The organism is Qiania dongpingensis (assembly GCF_014337195.1).
In the GTDB taxonomy this organism is placed as follows: Bacteria; Bacillota; Clostridia; order Lachnospirales; family Lachnospiraceae; genus Lientehia; species Lientehia dongpingensis.
The window spans coordinates 443,593-461,592 of sequence record NZ_CP060634.1 but is presented as its reverse complement, the minus strand read 5'-3'; the positions used below and the strand labels follow the sequence as shown (position 1 = coordinate 461,592).

Annotated in this window: 17 protein-coding genes; all 17 read left to right on the top strand. The window is 48.7% G+C overall.

What is annotated here, in order from left to right; translation table 11 throughout:
• The 17 genes from H9Q78_RS02240 to H9Q78_RS02160 all read left to right on the top strand — a co-directional run bounded on the left by H9Q78_RS02240 (position 1) and on the right by H9Q78_RS02160 (position 17,948).
• Entirely contained in the window at positions 1-960 is a 960-nt protein-coding gene (locus H9Q78_RS02240) for an aminopeptidase (RefSeq protein ID WP_249303376.1), read from the top strand.
• Between the two features lie 37 nt (positions 961-997).
• A complete protein-coding gene (locus H9Q78_RS02235) occupies positions 998-1,750 on the top strand; it encodes a helix-turn-helix domain-containing protein (RefSeq protein WP_249303375.1) in 753 nt (250 codons plus the stop codon).
• A 258-nt stretch (positions 1,751-2,008) separates the two neighbouring features.
• Positions 2,009-3,154 carry a M20 family metallopeptidase gene (locus H9Q78_RS02230; RefSeq protein WP_249303374.1) on the top strand — a complete coding sequence of 382 codons (1,146 nt, stop codon included), beginning with the start codon at positions 2,009-2,011 and terminating at the stop codon, positions 3,152-3,154.
• 14 nt (positions 3,155-3,168) lie between these two features.
• Positions 3,169-4,287 carry a mandelate racemase/muconate lactonizing enzyme family protein gene (locus H9Q78_RS02225; protein WP_249303373.1) on the top strand — a complete coding sequence of 373 codons (1,119 nt, stop codon included), beginning with the start codon at positions 3,169-3,171 and terminating at the stop codon, positions 4,285-4,287.
• A 59-nt stretch (positions 4,288-4,346) separates the two neighbouring features.
• Positions 4,347-5,753, top strand: coding sequence for a sodium:solute symporter family protein (locus tag H9Q78_RS02220; protein ID WP_249303372.1), 1,407 nt, complete (start codon positions 4,347-4,349; stop codon positions 5,751-5,753).
• A complete protein-coding gene (locus H9Q78_RS02215; protein ID WP_249303371.1) occupies positions 5,750-6,499 on the top strand; it encodes a gamma-glutamyl-gamma-aminobutyrate hydrolase family protein in 750 nt (249 codons plus the stop codon). The genes H9Q78_RS02220 and H9Q78_RS02215 overlap by 4 nt, the downstream gene beginning before the upstream one ends.
• Positions 6,500-6,525: 26 nt before the next feature.
• The gene (locus tag H9Q78_RS02210) at positions 6,526-7,890 is read left to right on the top strand and encodes an alanine/glycine:cation symporter family protein (RefSeq protein WP_249303369.1); all 1,365 of its coding nucleotides are present in this window, start codon (positions 6,526-6,528) and stop codon (positions 7,888-7,890) included.
• A 108-nt stretch (positions 7,891-7,998) separates the two neighbouring features.
• Positions 7,999-9,162: a M24 family metallopeptidase gene (locus tag H9Q78_RS02205; protein ID WP_249303368.1), complete on the top strand. Its 1,164-nt coding sequence runs from the start codon at positions 7,999-8,001 to the stop codon at positions 9,160-9,162.
• A 92-nt stretch (positions 9,163-9,254) separates the two neighbouring features.
• A complete protein-coding gene (locus H9Q78_RS02200; RefSeq protein WP_249303367.1) occupies positions 9,255-10,115 on the top strand; it encodes an ABC transporter substrate-binding protein in 861 nt (286 codons plus the stop codon).
• Between the two features lie 52 nt (positions 10,116-10,167).
• On the top strand, positions 10,168-10,872 hold the full coding sequence (locus tag H9Q78_RS02195) for an amino acid ABC transporter permease (protein WP_249303366.1): 705 nt from the start codon (positions 10,168-10,170) through the stop codon (positions 10,870-10,872).
• A gap of 23 nt (positions 10,873-10,895) precedes the next feature.
• The gene (locus H9Q78_RS02190) at positions 10,896-11,636 is read left to right on the top strand and encodes an amino acid ABC transporter ATP-binding protein (RefSeq protein WP_330595215.1); all 741 of its coding nucleotides are present in this window, start codon (positions 10,896-10,898) and stop codon (positions 11,634-11,636) included.
• Positions 11,637-12,349: 713 nt separating this feature from the next.
• Positions 12,350-13,501, top strand: coding sequence for an ABC transporter substrate-binding protein (locus H9Q78_RS02185; RefSeq protein ID WP_249303364.1), 1,152 nt, complete (start codon positions 12,350-12,352; stop codon positions 13,499-13,501).
• Between the two features lie 88 nt (positions 13,502-13,589).
• Entirely contained in the window at positions 13,590-14,456 is an 867-nt protein-coding gene (locus H9Q78_RS02180; protein WP_249303363.1) for a branched-chain amino acid ABC transporter permease, read from the top strand.
• On the top strand, positions 14,453-15,433 hold the full coding sequence (locus H9Q78_RS02175) for a branched-chain amino acid ABC transporter permease (RefSeq protein WP_147596541.1): 981 nt from the start codon (positions 14,453-14,455) through the stop codon (positions 15,431-15,433). The genes H9Q78_RS02180 and H9Q78_RS02175 overlap by 4 nt, the downstream gene beginning before the upstream one ends.
• Complete coding sequence (locus H9Q78_RS02170) at positions 15,433-16,224, top strand: ABC transporter ATP-binding protein (protein WP_249303361.1); 792 nt, start codon at positions 15,433-15,435, stop codon at positions 16,222-16,224. The genes H9Q78_RS02175 and H9Q78_RS02170 overlap by 1 nt, the downstream gene beginning before the upstream one ends.
• Entirely contained in the window at positions 16,211-16,918 is a 708-nt protein-coding gene (locus H9Q78_RS02165) for an ABC transporter ATP-binding protein (RefSeq protein WP_147596539.1), read from the top strand. Before H9Q78_RS02170 ends, H9Q78_RS02165 begins: the two co-directional genes overlap by 14 nt.
• Positions 16,919-16,952: 34 nt before the next feature.
• Positions 16,953-17,948 carry an agmatinase family protein gene (locus tag H9Q78_RS02160; RefSeq protein WP_249303360.1) on the top strand — a complete coding sequence of 332 codons (996 nt, stop codon included), beginning with the start codon at positions 16,953-16,955 and terminating at the stop codon, positions 17,946-17,948.
• The last annotated feature ends 52 nt before the right edge of the window (positions 17,949-18,000 follow it).

Here is an 18,000-nt window from a genome sequence, read left to right as displayed (position 1 = left end):
ATGAGCGAGAAGGCAATGAAGGGCTGTGAGATTCTGCTCCATACCTGTGGGGCAGTGAAAAAGGGAGAAAGAGTTCTTGTGATCACCGACGATACCAGTAAAGAGATTGGAGAGGCCATGTATAAATGTGCGTCCGCGTTTACGGATACCACGATGGTATGCATGCCTGACCGTTCTACTCACGGAGAAGCTCCTACTGACGCAATCGCTGCGGCTATGAAGGAATCCGACGTGATGTTTTCTGCTACCACGTTTTCGCTGTATAATAGTTCAGCGAGAATCGAGGCCTGCGAAGCCGGATCCCGATTTGTGAATATGGCGGATTACTCCATGGAGATGCTGGAGGAAGGCTGCCTGTTTACAGACTGGGGTGAAGTCCGCAAACTCGTAGATGAGACGAAGACAAAGATCGTGGGAAAAGAGCTGTCCATTACGACGCCGGCCGGCACCGATTTCCGGACGTCCATTGTTGGGAGACATGCAGATGTGGGATACGGCGTTTCCAGAGATAAAGGCGAGGCTTCTTCCCCGCCCGACGCAGAGTGTGCTGTAGGACCAGCAGACGATTCGGCCGAAGGAGTTTTGGTGATTGACGGAAGCATTCCTCTTCCGGGCCTGGGTGTCATCAAAGAACCGATCACGATCAAAGTAGAAAAGGGATACATCACCTCCATTGAAGGAGGTAAAGAGGCGGATATCCTTCGCGATACACTGGCAGGCTTCCATGACGAACGGGTATATCTGGCGGCAGAGGTAGGCTTTGGCCTGAACCCCGCAGGTACTTTGAGCGGACGCATGCTGGAGGATGAAGGCGTTTTGGGTACCATGCATATCGGTATCGGAAACAATCTGTCCTACGGCGGAACCTGTGATACGCCAGTACATATCGATCTGATCATGAAAGAGCCTACCTGTATTGTGGACGGCCATTATGTGATCAAGGACGGAAAGCTGCAGTAATTCCACAGACAGCTTATGGATGGCAGGAGGTGGCACAGTGGAATTTAAGACCTTTTGCACCGGTACGCGCACAACGTACCGGGAAGTACGGCTGGAGCATGAACTGATAAACAAGTTTTATGAAATCAGGAATCCACTGCAGGAAAAGATATTATCCATCCCAGACGGCTGTGTGAATATCTGGTTTCTATGGAAGGACGGAAAATGCCAGGCCAGGCTGATCGGAAGCGCGCTGATGGGAAAACCTTCTCTTGTGAGCAACCATGAACAATGCTTTGGCATAAAATTCAACGCAGGAGTCGTGCCGGAGGTGTTTTTGAACGACATCGGTCATATCATTAATAATAACTGCCCGGTGAATAAATATAAAGACATCTCGTTTATGGAAAAAGAAGTGGAGACTATGGAAACCTTCGAGCAGAAACTGATTTATTTTCTGGAGCGGGATTCCGTCTTCGGGAAGAACCGGGTAAATTCCATTACTAAGTTTATTGTGGAGGACGTTGCGGAGAAAATGGGGAATCTGACGGTTTCAGAGTTGGCTGATATGCTGGGATACAGCCAGCACTATACCAATCAGGTTTTTCGCCGTAATCTTGGTATGCCCATTAAACAATATTCCGGTATCGTGAGAATCCAGCAGGCGATTTATGGAATAGAAATGAAAGACAGAGATTTCATCTATGAAAACCTGGGTTATTATGACCAGTCTCATTTCATCCGTGAATTCAAAAGGTATACACTGCTGACTCCCAAGTCATATGACAAAGAGGATTGGTCTTTTGTATAAGGTTTGGTAAGAACAATAATAAGAATAGAGCCGCCGCATGGCTGAATGAAAAGCCGTGCGGCGGCTTTTTTTGTTTTAATTATATTACTTTTTAACATTGTACAAGTTTTTTTTGCTGATTCTTAAAAAAATAAAGTATTTTGGTCCTTTTTTTACAATATGTTTTACTGCTGGTTTTATAAAATGAAATCATAAATAAAGTAATAAAAATGTCGAATTAATTATAAAAACAAAATACGAGAGGGAAGGAGTGAAATTATGGAAATATTGGAGGAGGCGCTGGGACTTTTAGGACAAATGGTTGAAATCCCCAGCACAGAAGGTCAGGAAGAAAAAATGGGGGAACTGGTGGCCAAATATGCAGAGAGCCTGGGCATGGCAGTGGAAAAACAAGAGGTGGAAAAAGGGAGATTTAACGTCATTGCCAGAGCCAGTATCGGAAAGGGAGGAAAGACAGTTGTGCTGAATTCCCACATGGATGTGGTTCCCGCGGCAGACGGCTGGGATACAGAGCCCTACCGGCTGACGAGAGGAGAAGACCGTGCTTTCGGCAGGGGGGCGACTGATGCAAAAGGCTGCCTGACCGCACTTTTGATCGCCACAAAGCATATACTGGAAAATCCGGGAAGTACAAACGGAAACATCATAGTCACAGCCGTGGTGGACGAGGAGACCTACAGCAAGGGGGCCAGATATCTGGTGGACCATACAGAACTATCAGCCGATTTCGGGATTGTAGGAGAGCCTACCAACTGCCGGATTGGACTGGGGCATAACGGAAGTATCCGGCCAGTGCTGGTAATCCATGGACGGACGGCTCATTCTTCCGCGCCGGAGCTCGGAATCAGTTCTGTCAGGGTGGCGGCATATATTTCTAAGCTGGTAGATGATATCCAGGCGAAGCTTCATAAGGTTACTCATCCTTCCACTGGCAAGCCCTCCATTTCCATTACGCTGCTCAAGGCAGGAACGAAGGAGAATATGCTGCCGGATTGGTGCGAACTTGTCATAGACCGGAGGATGATACCGGGAGAAGATGAAAAGGAGATCATAAAGACAATTGAAAAAATCTGTTCCGATGCGGAAGCTGAATTTCCTGGGGCAAGAGTGGAGATTGACCGCTATCTGGTGACTACGGGGCCGGCTTCCGAAGTAAAGCCTGACAGTGAGATTGCGCAGATCGCTTACAAAGCGTGTGAGAAGGTGACTGGAGTAAAGCAGACGCCTTATGGGGTAATCTGTAATACAGATATGAATCATCTGATGAGAAAAGGAATTCCCACAGTCATAATCGGCCCGGGTAATATCAATTACTGTCATAAACCAAACGAATACGTGGAATATAAAGAGCTGGAGACGGCATGCAGGGTGGATGAACAGGTGATTCGGGCACTTTTGAGCTAAAGGAGAAAAATGGTATGAAAATCAAAAATGTCTCTGTATATACTTGCCTTCAGCCGTTAAAGATACCCTTCAGCCATGCATCTTCGGGGCTGGTGACAAACCTGGAGGGAGTTTATGTAAAACTGGAGGCAGAAGACGGGACCGCAGGATTTGGAGAAGTAAGAGGAAACTGTTCTTATTTTACCGGCGATACCACCGGAGCGGTAGTGTCCACAATCTGTTCAGCCATTGCGCCTAAAATGGTCGGACAGGATGCAGAAAATCTGAATGTACTTCATCAGATCATAGAAGAAAGTCTGGTAGGCAATACTGCCGCGAAAGCAGCCTGTGACTGTGCGGCATATGATTTGGCCGGAAAACTGGCCGGAAAACCGGTATATGAATTACTGGGAGGAAAACTTAACGACAGACTGCCGTCGGAAGAAAACATTCCATTCATGACGGTAGAAGAAGCGGAAAAGAGAGCTGAGGAGATCATAGACAGCGGCTGCCGTTTTATCAAAGTAAGGGTCGGAGGACAGCAGTTCCGTTATGATGAAGAACGGGTGAGTGCGGTCTGGGACGTGATACGGAGCAGAGGGGTACAGGATGAGGTGGTCTACAGTGTGGATGCGAATCAGGCCTGGAATACGAGAGAAGCCATACGAAATCTAAACCGTTTGGCGGAATATGGGGTCACCATCGCGGAACAGCCGGTGCATTATAATTCGCCCATCCGTCTGAAAGAATTAAAAGAAAACTGTCCGATGAAGCTTTTCGGAGACGAATGTGTGGCCACTGTGGAAGATTTGGCACGCTATATTGAGATGGGAGCAGTGGACGGTATCCATATCAAGCTGATCAAATGCGGAGGCATCTACAATGCGGTCCGGCTTATGAATCTGGCAAAGGCTCATGAAATCGAGTACATGATAGGAGGGATGGATGAAGGAATGATGGCAGTGGCCGCCGCCGTCCAATGTGGAGCCGTGGCGGAAACGAAGCTGTTTGAGGTTCACGGACATGTGAGAATCAAAGCAGATGCCACAAGCGGCCTTGTAGTGCACGGCAGCGTGGTGGAAGTACCTGACGGCCCCGGCCTCGGGGTGACAGTCAGAGAAGAGATGCTGAAGAAAGTATTCTCAGCAATCTAGAAGTAAAATGAAACGGAAGACGATGCGGGTCAAGAAAATTATAACAGGAGGGAAAGGGTATGACATTAGGATTGATTCTGGTACTGTGTATGGGCGCGGTGATGCTGACAGTCGGGCTGTGGGCGTCGAAACGGATAAAGACTTCAGATGATTACTATGTGGGCGGAAGAAGCCTCGGTCCTCTCGTCACCATCAGCACGCAGTGCGCTACCTTCGTAGGCGGAGGTATGACACTCGGATGGATCGGGATGGGATACCGGTACGGCGTGGGCGCGGCCTGGTACGGCGCGCCGCAGGCGCTGGGGTTTTTCTTTATGGCGGTCGTCATGGTAAAAGCCATGAGGAAGGGAAACAGCTTTATCTCTCTGCCGGATTGGTTCGACAGCCTGTATCACAACAAATTCCTGAGCATTATATCTGCTCTTGTTTGTCTGATCGTGCCGATTACCTGGGTGACGGCTCAGACGACGGCGGCAGCCCGTATGCTGGAGACGATCGGAGTCCCGTATCTGGTGGGAGTGCTGGTGATCGGAGGTGTCGTGATCCTTTATTCCACCGTGGGCGGATATCTGGCTGTGGCATATACAGATACCCTCCAGTGGATTTTGCTGCTGCTGATCTTTGCCGGCACGGTTCCGTTTGCCATATATTATGCGGGAGGTTTCGGCGGCATTTCTTCCGGTGTGGAGGCTCATATGATGAATCCCATGACGGTGCAGGGGATGCCGGGATATACGATACCCCTTTGGATCGTATCTGGCCTGGTATCCGGCATGGGGCTTCAGTCCAGCTATCAAAGGATTTATTCGGCCAAGACAGACCGGGTGGCAAAGCAGGGCCTGGTCGTGACCGGAATCGCGACAATCTTCTTTGCCGTACTGACTGCGTTTGTAGGCATGGCAGTTCTCAGACTGGGCGCCCCGGCTGATTTGATCAATGACAAGGTATGGCCCTGGTTCCTCAACAATTACATGCCCCAGTGGGTGGCGCTGATCTATACGGTGTGCATCATGATGGCGACTATGTCCACGGCGGATTCCATGCTGAATTCCATCTCCCTTACAATCACCCACGACCTGTACTCCAAGTTCATCAACCCGAAAGCGGATGATAAAAAGGTACTTAGAGTGGGTATCATCGTATCTGGGATTTTCGGTATACTGGCCCTCTATTGGGCGACCGGCGGCTCATGGATGATCGCGCTTTTCGGCATGAGCTATACGTTGGGTGCAGGTCCTCTGGCCGGGGCAGTCATGACGGCTGCTCTGATGAAGAAGAAGGCTAACGCGAAGTGTTTGGCGGCAGGGATGATCCTCGGAGCGATAGTAGGGTTTATCACCCTTAAGGTTCCGGCCCTTTCCGGTATTCCGGCAGGAGGGACAGTATTTTCTTTCGGAAGCTGCATCCTTGTCTGTATAATCGGTTCTCTGATCTGGAAGAACAAAGAAGGAGGTAATGATTTATGAAGCCTGTGATTGGCGTTCCAATGGATTTAATCCATGACATCGACTGCATCATGTCAGGAGGGCTTCCCGACATGATGATAGCAGACACTCCAATGGAGACCATAGACGGAATCAGGGCAGGAGGCGGGATGGCCGTAGGGCTGCCGCTTGTCTGGGGGGAAGAGCAGGCCATGGAAGTCTGCAGAAGAATAGACGGGCTCGTGGTGCCGGTGGGGCAGGATCTTTCGCCGGAAGCCAGCGGCGTCCCGGTGAACGGACACAGCGGAGTATTCTGTGTAAGAAAGGACAGAAGCGATATTTATTACATAAAGGCGATGAAAGCGCTGGATAAACCGGTATTAGGTCTTTGCAGAGGGATGCAGCTCATGAACGCGGCCGCCGGCGGTAGTATGATCAAACATCTGCCGGATATTTTGGATGAAAGCGAGGTGCACAGTTCCCCGGTCGTGCCGACGGATTATATCCTCCATCAGGTATGGATAGAAGAACATACACAGCTGGCGCTGGTCTATGGAACGAAGGAGCCGGTGGATGTCAACAGTTTTCACCATATGGCGATTGAAAAGCCGGGCGAGGGTTACCTGGTGGCCGCGAGGAGCCGGGACGGAGTCATTGAGGCCATTGAAGACGAATCTGGAAAGCGGATCGGCGTGCAGTGGCACCCGGAATGTCTCTTCAAGGAAAGAGAGGAGCATCGGAAGCTGTTTGAACGGTTTGTGGAATTAGCCAGAGAAGGAATGAAGTAAAATCGGAATCTCAAAAGGAGAAGGATATGGGGATTTTTATCAAGATAAGTGACTTTTTATGGGGATGGCCACTGATTATCATCATACTTCTGACAGCCGTAGTGCTGACCGTACGGACAGGAGCGATTCAGTTTCGCAGATTTGGGTATATGCTCCGGACTACCTTTGGCAGTATTTTTAAGAAAGAAGAAGAAGGCGAAGGCGTCATGAAGCCGTTCAAGCTGGCTATGGCAGCCATGAGCGGCACCATCGGCACAGGAAACATCGCCGGCGTAGGACTGGCGATCGGTATCGGAGGTCCGGGAGCGGTATTCTGGATGTGGATCGTCGCGCTGTTTTCCATGGTAACAAAATACAGCGAAATCGTCCTGGGCGTAAAGTACCGGGAACTCAATAAAGAGACAGGCGAATATAATTCTGGGCCAATGTATTATATCCTGAAGGGATTGGGAAGCAAATGGGGCTGGCTGGCCGTGACATACGCGCTGCTTTTCGGCCTTGGATATTTTGTTATGGCTTTTGTACAGTCCAATACCATAGCCGCGGCCATGAGCACAATGCTGAATGTAAAGCCTTTGATCACAGGCATCGCGCTGGCGGTTCTGATGAGTCTTGTAGTCTATGGCGGACTGAAAAGACTGGTAAAGGTAGCCGATGTCCTGGTTCCTTTTATGACCATCGTGTACTTCGTCGCTTCTCTTGTAATCATCCTCATGAATATCGATAAACTGCCCGGCGTTTTTGGAACTATCATATCCAGCGCGTTTACCGGAAGCGCCGCGCTGGGAGGATTTGCAGGATCCACGGTCGTGCTCTCCATGCGCCAGGGATTTGCCCGCGGCATTTATTCCAATGACGGCGGCGTGGGCCTGGGAGCAGTCATCCACGGCCAGGCAATCACGACACATCCGGCAAAGCAGGGTATGTGGGGCATTTTCGAAGTGTTTATTGATACCTGTGTTGTGTGTACGGCGACCGCGCTTGTCATCATGTTCACAGGCGTTTACGGAAGCGGTGAAAAGGGGCTGGCTCTCACGAGTCTTGCGTTTTCCACCGGCCTTCCGGGAAAATGGCTTGGTCACGCCATTGTATGTTTCGGGGTAGTGATGTTTGGCTATACGACATCCATCAACAACAATTTCCTGTTCCAGAATGCCATGGGATATGTCTTCAAAAATGTGAAGCGGAAGATCATCATCATGGTCTGCGGTACCTTAAGCCTGTTTGGAGCCATATTCGGGGCCATGGGAGGGCTGGAAGAAATCTGGGGGTTATCAGACCTGTTCCTGGCGCTTGTTATCCTGATCAATGTACCGGTGGTACTGGCACTTTCCAAAGAGGTAAAGGAACTGACAAAAGAGTATTATGGCCACGGTCAGCACCGGAAATAGTGAAGATTCAGGGAAACATGTCCGTTTTTTACAATACACAGACTGGCAGAATCACTAAAATAAATAGCAATTTAATAATATATACGAATGTCCTTAAGGAGGCGCGATATGAGTCAGAAAGAAATCGGATTTTCAATGAATGAGTTTCAGGCCAGAGTTCAGAAAGTAAAGGCATCGATGGCGGATCAGGGACTGGATATGCTTCTTGTGAACACTCCGGAAAATATTTTCTATTTGACAGGGCATAAATCACCGGGTTATTATATGTATATGTGTCTGGTACTTCCCATGGAAGGCGATATGACGCTGGTCCTCCGCAGAGGCGAAGTTGGAAACGCCAGTGTCTATTCCTGGCTGGAGGGTGACGGCTTAGTAGCTTATGACGATACAGACGATCCGCTTCAGAAGACGGTGGACGTCATACTCGAAAAGGGTTTTAAAGGAGGACGCGTCGGCGTGGAATTCACTTCCTGGTTCCTTACGACGAAAAACTTCCTGGGACTGAAGGAAAAGCTTGCCGGGGCACAGATCACAGATGCTTCCGGAACGGTGGAAGCGGCGAGGATGATCAAATCCCCGAAGGAGATCGAATACATAGAGGAATGCTGCCGCATTGCAGATATGGCGATGGCAAAGGGGATGGAAAAGGTACGTCCCGGCAACAAGGAAAAAGAAGTGGCCGCGGCGTTTTTCTCTGAAATGTGCTTGCAAGGCAGTGAATATTATGGCACAGAGCCTTATGTAGCCTCCGGTCCCAGAGCGGGCGCGATGCACTCCTCCTGGGGAGAAAGAGTCATTCAGAACGGCGAGTCGGTACTTTTGGAGCTGGCAGCCACGGTGAATCGATATAACGGAGCTCTGATGAGAACCGTTCATCTTGGAAAGCCTTCTCCGCTCATTGCAGAATGGACGAAAGTTTGTATTGAAGCTTTGAATGCGGCAATTGATGCGATTAGGCCCGGCGTAACTTCTGAATACGTGGATGCCGCCTGCTGTAGCGTCATCGAAAGGGCGGGGTTATACGAAAATTACCGGAAACGTACCGGTTATTCCCTGGGAATCGCATTTGCTCCCGACTGGGGCGAGGGTCATATCATGAGTCTCCAAAAAGGAGATAAGCGTCTGCTAAAGCCGGGCATGGTATTCCATATGCCTCCGGCGCTCCGGGAGCTGGATGCCTACGGCGTGGGATTCAGCGAGACTGTGCTGGTGACAGAGACAGGATGCAAGGTGCTCGGGAATACAAAACGTGAGCTTTTGATAATAGACTGATATAAAAACAGACTTATTGATTGAGACAGGACGAGGGCGTCATTGGGAAATCCAATGGCGCCTTTTATGTTTTTTAAGAAAGGAGAATGATTATGAAAAAAAGAATCCTGGCAGTATGTATGACGGCACTGATGGTTTTGAGCATGTTCGGCGGATGCAGAACAAAGAAAGCGGGTGAAACCACAGCAAGCGAAACCACAGCGTCTGAAACGGCGGCGCCCTCCAACCTGGTGACGAAAGGAAAACTCACCTACGCAGTAGCGGCTACCTTCCCGCCTTTTGAGTACATGAAGGACGGGGACTATACCGGTTTGGATATCGAGATGGGCGAGGCCCTGGCGAAGGAAATGGGCCTGGAAGTGGAGATTATGGACATGACCTTTGACGGATTGATCAATGCCCTTCAGGGAGGACGCTGCGATATCATCAATTCCGCCATGTATATCAAACCGGAAAGAGAGGAGCAGGTGGATTTTGTCCGCTATCTGACTCTTGGCGATACCATTCTGGTCCGTACAGGCACCGCGGAGGAGCTTGGGATCTTCGGACCGGATGACCTGTCCGGGAAAACAGTGGCCGTAACGGCCGGGGCAGTAGAGGAGATGAAGTGTAATGAACTCAATGAGCAGTTTGTTTCAGAAGGAAAAGATGCGATTAATATCCTTTCCCTTCCCACCAGCAACGACGCGGTACTGGCGGTGAAAAATTCTCAGGCCGACTGTATGATTTACTCTTCTCCAGGCGCAGCATACCTCCAGGAAGAAGAACCCGGCGTATTTGATGCAGTGAGCACCTTTGACAATGATACGGAAATTGGCATTGCCGTGAGAAAGGGCGATACTGAAATGAAAGAGGCTGTGGAAGAGGCCCTTCAGCGGCTGGTTGATAACGGTACTTACGCAGAGCTGTTGGAGAAATACAATTTTCCGGAAGAATTGAGCTATTTTAAATGATTTTAGGCAGACATTTATTATAAATATTTCCGTTGGAATAGGAGCTGACAACATGGATAAAATTCTGAACTATTTGATATCCCCGATGTTCATCGAGGGAGCGCTTAATACGCTGAAGGTCACATTGTGTTCTCAGACCTTGGCGATTCTCCTGGGATTTTTTATCGCTTTGGCGAAACGATCCAGAGTAAAGCCGCTTGTCTGGCTGGTCAGTGGCTATGTCTGGATATTCCGAGGGATTCCTGTCATGGTACAGCTGATTTTTGCTTTTAATGTCCTGCCACAGTGGGGAATCCGCTTGAGCGGATTTCAGACAGCCATCCTTGCGCTTACGCTGAATGAATCGGCCTACATGTCCGAAATCATTCGATCTGGTCTGGCCTCTGTGAGCAGAGGACAGCAGCGCGCGGGCCATGTGCTGGGAATGAGCAGGTTTCAGATCATGCGCCACATCACGCTTCCGCAGGCGCTTAGAGTAATTGTTCCTCCCACCGGAAATCAGTTCATCGGTATGCTTAAGACCTCTGCCATGGCTTCCGTGATCGGTTTCGGGGATTTGCTGAGAAGGGCTTCACAGTCAGCGGCGGCCAACTTTGACTATGTATCCGCATTGGCAGCGGCATCCATTTATTATCTGGCATTTTCCGCGATTTTTACAGCGATTCTCGGATTGATTGAAAGGAGTATGGATATCACACGGAAGGAGAAAACAGCGGCGAAGCCCGTCACTGTTTTAAGCCAGGAAAGCCAGGCGTAGTATCGGAAATAAGGAGGAAAGCTATGGAAAAAATGATCATGCTGAGAGCAGAACATATTGAGAAATCTTATAATGGGACACAAGTATTGAAAGATGTATCGCTGAATATTAAGCAGGGAGAAAAAGTTGTTATTATCGGACCATCCGGATCGGGGAAGTCCACTCTGCTCAGAAGTATTTCAGGACTGGAAAAGGCAGATGCGGGCAGCGTTTCTTACAAAGGCGTGCCGATACGGGAAAAAGGAGCATATGACAGGACAGAAATCGGCATGATATTCCAGTCTTTTGATTTATTTGAACATTTGACTGCACTGGAAAATATTATGCTGGCTCCTGTGCTGGTCCATAAAGAGAATAAGGAAAGAGCAAAGGAAAAGGCCATGGAGCTATTGGAAATCGTTCATTTGTCTGAAAGGGCAGACTATTATCCCCAGGAATTATCCGGCGGGCAGCAGCAGAGGATTGCCATAGCCAGAGCGCTGGCCATGAATCCAAAACTGATGTTCTTTGATGAGCCGACCTCCGCCCTCGATCCGGAGATGACGGTAGAGGTGCTTGATATTGTCGTGGAGCTGGTAAAGGGCGGGATGACTGTCGTGATCGTCACCCACGAAATGGAGTTTGCCAGGAGAGTAGGAGACCGTGTGGTATTCATGGATCAGGGAACCATCATTTCAGATATGCCGGCGGAGAGATTGACCATGTCAGCAGCGGAGAATCCCAGAATCAAGCAGTTCTTAAGCCAATTGGGGCAGTATAACTAAGGGAAAAAGGAAAATTTATTCTTGAAGAATGAATAGACTTTCCTTTTCCGTCATAGTATTGATTGTACAGAAGAATTGAAAAAAACGTTTAAATTATCAGATATAACCTTGGGGATATAAGCTTATAGACAATAAGCATTTGACAAATACCTCTGTCATTGATACACTATATGTACTAATAGCCTGATATTAATTGACAGAGAAAAGACAGAGACGTCGTTGAGCGAATTCAACGGCGTCTCTTTTCTATAATAGAGAAAGTCTGAGATGATAGAAGGAATCGTTTGGGTTTATTTTGAAAGGAGGGATGAGATGAAACATATTTTTTGTGATGATGGATAATGAAGAGACATATTTTGAAAGACAAATGAATAGTTTAATTTTAGACGGATCGGCTGTGAGATGATAGGTCGGAAATTCATAATCATACTTTTTGTTTCGATTAATATTTTTTTGGGGCTTTTTGTTCAGAAAAGATTGACATCGAGTGGAAACTATTGTATGCTTTCACTATAAAAAGTAAATATGTTTTTGAATATCATCGTTAATGTGCTCAAATGAAAGAAAACAGTCAGCTTAGGATTCGTCAAAATTATTCTAAAGTGGCTGTTTTTTTAAAGAAAGTAGATTGTAGACAACCTACAATCCACAAAATGGTATTACGATATGATGTTCAAACATATAAAAGTAAAAAAGAAAATGGAGGGAGAAACATGAAGAAACGGTTTGTTGCATGTGTTATGACAGTGGTGGTAGTTGCAGGACTGTTTGCCGGATGCGGGAAGAAGAAGGAAGCAGAAACTTCTTTCAGCGACAGTGAAACTATCAAGATTGGCGTGGGCGTGCCCATGACAGGCGGCTCGGCGGAGCTTGGCGGACGTGTATTCAACGGTGCGGAGCTGGCAGTGGACGAGATCAATGAGGCCGGCGGTGTGAAAGGTAAGAAGATCGAACTGGTATCCATGGATGACAAGGCTGACCCCAAGGAAGCCGCCAACGTAGCTAAGCTGTTCGTAGCCGATAAAGATATCGTGGCATGTATCGCCGGTTATAACAGCTCATGTACTTTATCAGGAGCTCCCATTTATAACAAGGCGGGCCTGGTACATATCGCAGTCGGTTCCAGCTCCCCCAAAGTGAGTACGGCCGGTGACTATACCTTCCGTGTATGGAACTCTGATGTTTATCGTGCTACCTTCGACCTGGATGTCATCATCGACGCAGGTTATAAGAAGATCGGCATCATCTATCAGAACGATGACTTTGGCCAGGGCGCTCTGGAAGTCGCGAAAGAACGTCTGAAGGAAGAAGGAATTGAGCCCCTCGTAGCAGAAGGATATCTGCTGGGCGAGACCATCGACTTTAACACCGTGATCACAAAAATGGTAGATACCGGATGTGAAGCCGTATTTGCCATCGCAGATGAGACAGAGCTGGCAGCCTTTGCAAAGCAGTGCGTACAGCAGGGTTATAATCCGTTCATTTCAGCAACCGGTACATATAATCCTTCTGTTATCAGCCTCGGCGGCGACGCGGTAGAAGGCATGGTAGGCGATTCTTATTTCGATCCCGACAATGTACCCGAAAAAGCGAAAGAATTCTTTGACAAATACAATGATAAATATTCTGCCAATGGTGTGAGGACAGAAGATCCTACGTCTCCTTGTGCATATGCGGCTATCTATATGCTGAAGGCAGCCATTGAAGACGGTGCGGAAACCCGCGAAGACATCCAGAAATATCTGGCTAACCTGAAGGATTTCGAAACTGTAGTCGGTTCCCTTTCCTTTGATGAGAACGGCGATGTGAAGATTCCGTTGGTAGCAGTACAGATTAAGGATGGTGCATTTGCAGCGTACAAATAAAAGAAAGACGTAAAGCATCCGCTAAGAGGACGGGCAGGGGTGCATCCCCTGCCTGCCCTGTATCTTACGGTCAAAGGAGGCAGAAACTTTGATAGCACAACAATTGATTAACGGTTTAACCCTGGGCGTACTGTATGCACTGCTGGCCCTCGGCTATACTCTGATATTCGGGACACTTTCCTTTATCAACTTCGCCCACGGTGAAGTATCCCTGTTGGGTGCATACCTGGCCTGGTTCGCCATAGCCAGAATGGGTCTTGGAGTGATTCCCGCCTGTATTTTCGGCGTTGTCATCACTTCTGTTGTCGGCGTCGTGATGGAGAGAGTCGGCTACAAGCCGATCCGTACAGCTCCGAAGCTGGCGATGATCACAGTATCAGTAGGATTTTCTTATATTGTTCAAACTGCGATCCAGCTGATCTTCGGAACGCAGCCTCATGAGTTCAAGGTTATGAACGTAACTTCCTGGAGTTTCGCAGGGATCACCATCAATTCTATTCATATTTTAGTTTTGATCGTATCCATTATCCTGATGGTCTCTCTCCAGCTGTTCATTCACTATACCAAGAGCGGCAGAAGTATCCGCGCCATTTCCATGGATCAGGATACGGCGGGCCTTATGGGAATCAATGTCAACGCGACGATTTCCCTGACCTTTGCCATCGGTTCTGCTCTCGGTGCAGTTTCCTCTATCCTGATGGGCATGTATTACGCGCAGGTTTATCCGATGATGGGTACTTCCATCGGTAACAAAGCCTTTGCTGCCGCTGTTTTGGGCGGTTCCGGAAGTATACCCGGCGCCATGCTGGGCGGTATCATGATGGGACTCATTGAAAGCATCGCCGGCACTGTACTGAACACTCAGGTCAGAGAGGGCGTGGCGTTTGTCGTGATGATTCTTATCCTTATCTTTAAGCCTTCCGGCATTTTAGGAAAGGAGGTCGTCAAGGATTGAAAAAGGTATATGATTTCTTAAAAAAACATTCCATTATTGTTGTAGCCGTCCTTGGAATCCTGGCACCTTTGGTGATCACCAATACGTATCACGTACATATCATCTTAATGTGCATGATGTATGGCGTCCTGGCATCCAGCCTTAATATTGCAGTAGGTATGACCGGGTTATCCAACCTGGCACATGCAACCTTCTTCGGTATCGGTGCATATGCAGCAGCCATTTTAAATACAAGATATGGTCTTCCTTTTTATCTGACGTTTTTTGCCGGCGGCCTTGTGGCCATGGTATTTGGATTCATCCTTGGCGCTCCGACTCTGAGGCTGAAGGGTGTGTTCCTCGCGCTTGTCACCACCGGATTCGGGCAGGTGATCAGGATCGTAGAGCTTAACTGGGTGTCTCTTACCAATGGGCCTATGGGTATCAGCGGCATTGACGCGGCAGAGGTCGGAAGCTACAGCTTCTCCACCGTTTCTTATATTTATTATGGACTGGCGCTCCTCATTCTCTGCATGTATATGAGTAAGCGTCTTATGGGTACCAGAGTGGGGCGTGCGCTTTTCGCTATCAAATATGATGAGACCGTAGCCCGTTCTCTGGGTGTGAACATCACATTTTATAAAGTAGGGGCATATGTACTTTCCGCATGTATGGCAGGTATGGCCGGAAGTATTTTCGCCCATTATGTATCCTTTATCAGCCCGGATACCTTTACCGTGGCAGACTCTACCACCGTGCTCTGCATGGTCATCCTCGGCGGAGCCGGTTCCCTTTTAGGCCCGGTCATCGGCGCCTTCATCCTGACCATAGCGCCGGAAATCTTCCGTTTCGCCCAGACCTACCGCATGATCTTCATCGGTGCGGTTATGGTAATCGGCGTAATTGCCAATGAACGCGGATGGGTTCCCATGATCACTTCAAAGATAAGGGGGCTGTTCCACAAGAAGCAGACATCAGAAGAGGGAGGTAAGGCATAATGGCATTGTTAGAGGCGCAACATATCAACATGTTTTTCGGCGGCCTTAAGGCTCTGAATGATGTATCCCTGCAGGCTGAGGAAGGAAAAATCTCCGCTTTGATCGGCCCCAACGGCGCAGGCAAGACGACACTTTTCAATGTAATGACCGGTTTTCTGGTCCCTACGGCGGGCAAGGTTTTATTCCGCGGCGAGGAGATCCAGGGACTGCCTTCATACAAATTTGTAGAAAAAGGCCTTTCCAGGACCTTCCAGAATATCCGCCTTCTTCAGGAAATGACGGTGCTGGAGAATGTGCAGCTGGGCTGCCATCACAATATGAAACAGAATATTTTCGATGAACTTTTCAGTTCTCCCCGCTGCAGACGGGAAGAAAAAGAAAGTCAGGAACGTTCCATGGAGGCCCTGGAATTTGTAGGGCTTGGAAACCTGGTGGGTGAAAAGGCGAAAAATCTCCCTTATGGACATCAGAGGAAGCTGGAGATTGCCAGAACTCTGGCTACCGGTGCGGAGATGCTGCTTTTCGACGAGCCCTGCGCCGGTATGAATACGGCGGAGAAAGCCCAGTTGTCTGAGCTGATCCTGGACATCAACAAGAAGCTTAAAAAAACCGTCATGTTAATTGAGCACGATATGCGTTTCGTAATGAAGCTGAGTGATACCATCACGGTTTTAGCTCAGGGCGAATGGCTGGCTGCCGGTACTCCGGAAGAAATCCAGGCGAATCCCAAGGTCATCGAGGCATATCTGGGAACCAAGAGAAAGGCGGTGGGCTATCATGTTGGAGATTAAAGACCTGACAGTACGATATGGAAATATTACAGCCCTTCATGGTATCAGCCTGGAGGTAAGGAAGAACGAGGTAGTTGCTCTCGTTGGGAATAACGGCGCAGGAAAGACGACGACTCTCCGCAGTATTTCCGGACTTCAGAAGCCGGCCAAAGGCGATATCCTTTTCCAGGGCGAATCCATTGTGGGAAAGCCCGTTCATAAGATTGTGCAGATGGGCCTTATCCATGTGCCGGAAGGAAGAAAGATATTTACAAAACTGACAGTAAAAGAGAATCTTTTGATGGGGTCATTTTCCATAAAGAGCAAGACAGAGGTGGCGGAAAACCTGGAGAGAGTAATGCAGGTGTTCCCCAAGCTGAAGGAGAGAATCAACCAGTACGGCGGCACCTTGTCAGGCGGCGAGCAGCAGATGCTGGCGGTAGGACGTGCCATGATGGCTTCCCCTAAGCTTTTGCTGCTGGATGAACCTTCTCTTGGACTTGCGCCTCAGATCGTAGACGTGATCGGCGATACCGTTTTGGATATCGCAAAGCTTGGCATTCCGATCCTATTGGTGGAGCAGAATGCCAACCTGGCTCTGGAAATTTCCAACAGGGCTTATGTAATTGAGACTGGGAATATCCAGATGTCCGCGAATTCGGCTGATCTTCTGAAGGATGATACCATCCAGAAGACCTATCTGGGCGTTTCATAACGATCGTCCTATCTGAACAGGGGGATAATGACCTATGGATGAAAGAATTTTATATCCGTCTTTTTGCGGCATCAATACGTTCCTTCGGGCTCCGTATGTAAAGCTGGATGAAATAAAAGAGGGGGATTATGTGGTTTCCGGCGTTCCTTATGATGTGACCATCGGCACCAGGCCCGGTCCGAGGTACGCGCCGAACGCCATCAGGGAAGAGACCAGGCATTTTATCTATCATCTCTGCGCCATAGACGGAGAAGTGATTGATGTCTGTACGAAAAAAAGGATGCTGGCTCCTCCGAAAGAGATTGTGAAGGATATCGGAGATATTCGCGTATATCCTACAGATGTCTGCAAGACCACCGACAGTGTGGCTTCCACGATCAGCAAGATCGTGGAGAAGGGCGCTACGCCTGTGACTCTGGGTGGCGATCATTATGTGGCGTATCCTGTGGTAAAGGGATTTGAGGACGGATTTAAGAAACGGATGGGCCGTCCCGTGAAGATTGGTTACATTCATGTGGATTCCCATATGGATATGTATGATGAAAACGATACCTGGGGGAAATATTATCAGGGTTCTCCCGCAAGGCGGATCAGTGAATTTGAGAGCGTGGACCTCAAAAATATGGTGTTTGTAGGCCTGAACGGGACTACTGGTGTGGAAGGCTATGACTATGCTGTGAACGGCGGGGCCACCCTTTATACGATCGATGATATCCGAAGGGAAGGAATCGCGGAAATTATGGAGAAGGCTATCGCCATCGCGTCAAAGGGCTGTGATACAGTCTATGTGACCATTGACATCGATGTGCTGGACAACGCTTTTGGCTGCGGCACAGGATGTTATGTGTTTGGCGGAATCACTTCCGTAGAGCTGCTGGAGATTGGTTCTATCCTTGGCAAAGCTCCCATAATAGGAGGAGTTGACATGGTGGAGGTTTCTCCGCCCTGTGATACAACAGGATCGACCACCCGGCTGGCAGCCAGCACTTTGATCAACTTCCTGAAGCCGAGGATTTTTGAGTTCCGATAGGGGAGAAAAACAGAAAAATATAAACATGGATAGGAGGGGCGTCTGCCCCTTC

Excerpts from the sequence above, each read along its gene's own strand:
- H9Q78_RS02220 (WP_249303372.1), top strand. The coding sequence starts at position 4,347 with ATGACATTAGGATTGATTCTGGTACTGTGTATGGGCGCGGTGATGCTG.
- H9Q78_RS02215 (WP_249303371.1), top strand. The coding sequence starts at position 5,750 with ATGAAGCCTGTGATTGGCGTTCCAATGGATTTAATCCATGACATCGAC.
- H9Q78_RS02205 (WP_249303368.1), top strand. The coding sequence starts at position 7,999 with ATGAGTCAGAAAGAAATCGGATTTTCAATGAATGAGTTTCAGGCCAGA.
- H9Q78_RS02160 (WP_249303360.1), top strand. The coding sequence starts at position 16,953 with ATGGATGAAAGAATTTTATATCCGTCTTTTTGCGGCATCAATACGTTC.
- H9Q78_RS02190 (WP_330595215.1), top strand. The coding sequence starts at position 10,896 with ATGGAAAAAATGATCATGCTGAGAGCAGAACATATTGAGAAATCTTAT.
- H9Q78_RS02170 (WP_249303361.1), top strand. The coding sequence starts at position 15,433 with ATGGCATTGTTAGAGGCGCAACATATCAACATGTTTTTCGGCGGCCTT.
- H9Q78_RS02195 (WP_249303366.1), top strand. The coding sequence starts at position 10,168 with ATGGATAAAATTCTGAACTATTTGATATCCCCGATGTTCATCGAGGGA.
- H9Q78_RS02225 (WP_249303373.1), top strand. The coding sequence starts at position 3,169 with ATGAAAATCAAAAATGTCTCTGTATATACTTGCCTTCAGCCGTTAAAG.
- H9Q78_RS02230 (WP_249303374.1), top strand. The coding sequence starts at position 2,009 with ATGGAAATATTGGAGGAGGCGCTGGGACTTTTAGGACAAATGGTTGAA.
- H9Q78_RS02200 (WP_249303367.1), top strand. The coding sequence starts at position 9,255 with ATGAAAAAAAGAATCCTGGCAGTATGTATGACGGCACTGATGGTTTTG.
- H9Q78_RS02165 (WP_147596539.1), top strand. The coding sequence starts at position 16,211 with ATGTTGGAGATTAAAGACCTGACAGTACGATATGGAAATATTACAGCC.
- H9Q78_RS02185 (WP_249303364.1), top strand. The coding sequence starts at position 12,350 with ATGAAGAAACGGTTTGTTGCATGTGTTATGACAGTGGTGGTAGTTGCA.
- H9Q78_RS02240 (WP_249303376.1), top strand. The coding sequence starts at position 1 with ATGAGCGAGAAGGCAATGAAGGGCTGTGAGATTCTGCTCCATACCTGT.
- H9Q78_RS02210 (WP_249303369.1), top strand. The coding sequence starts at position 6,526 with ATGGGGATTTTTATCAAGATAAGTGACTTTTTATGGGGATGGCCACTG.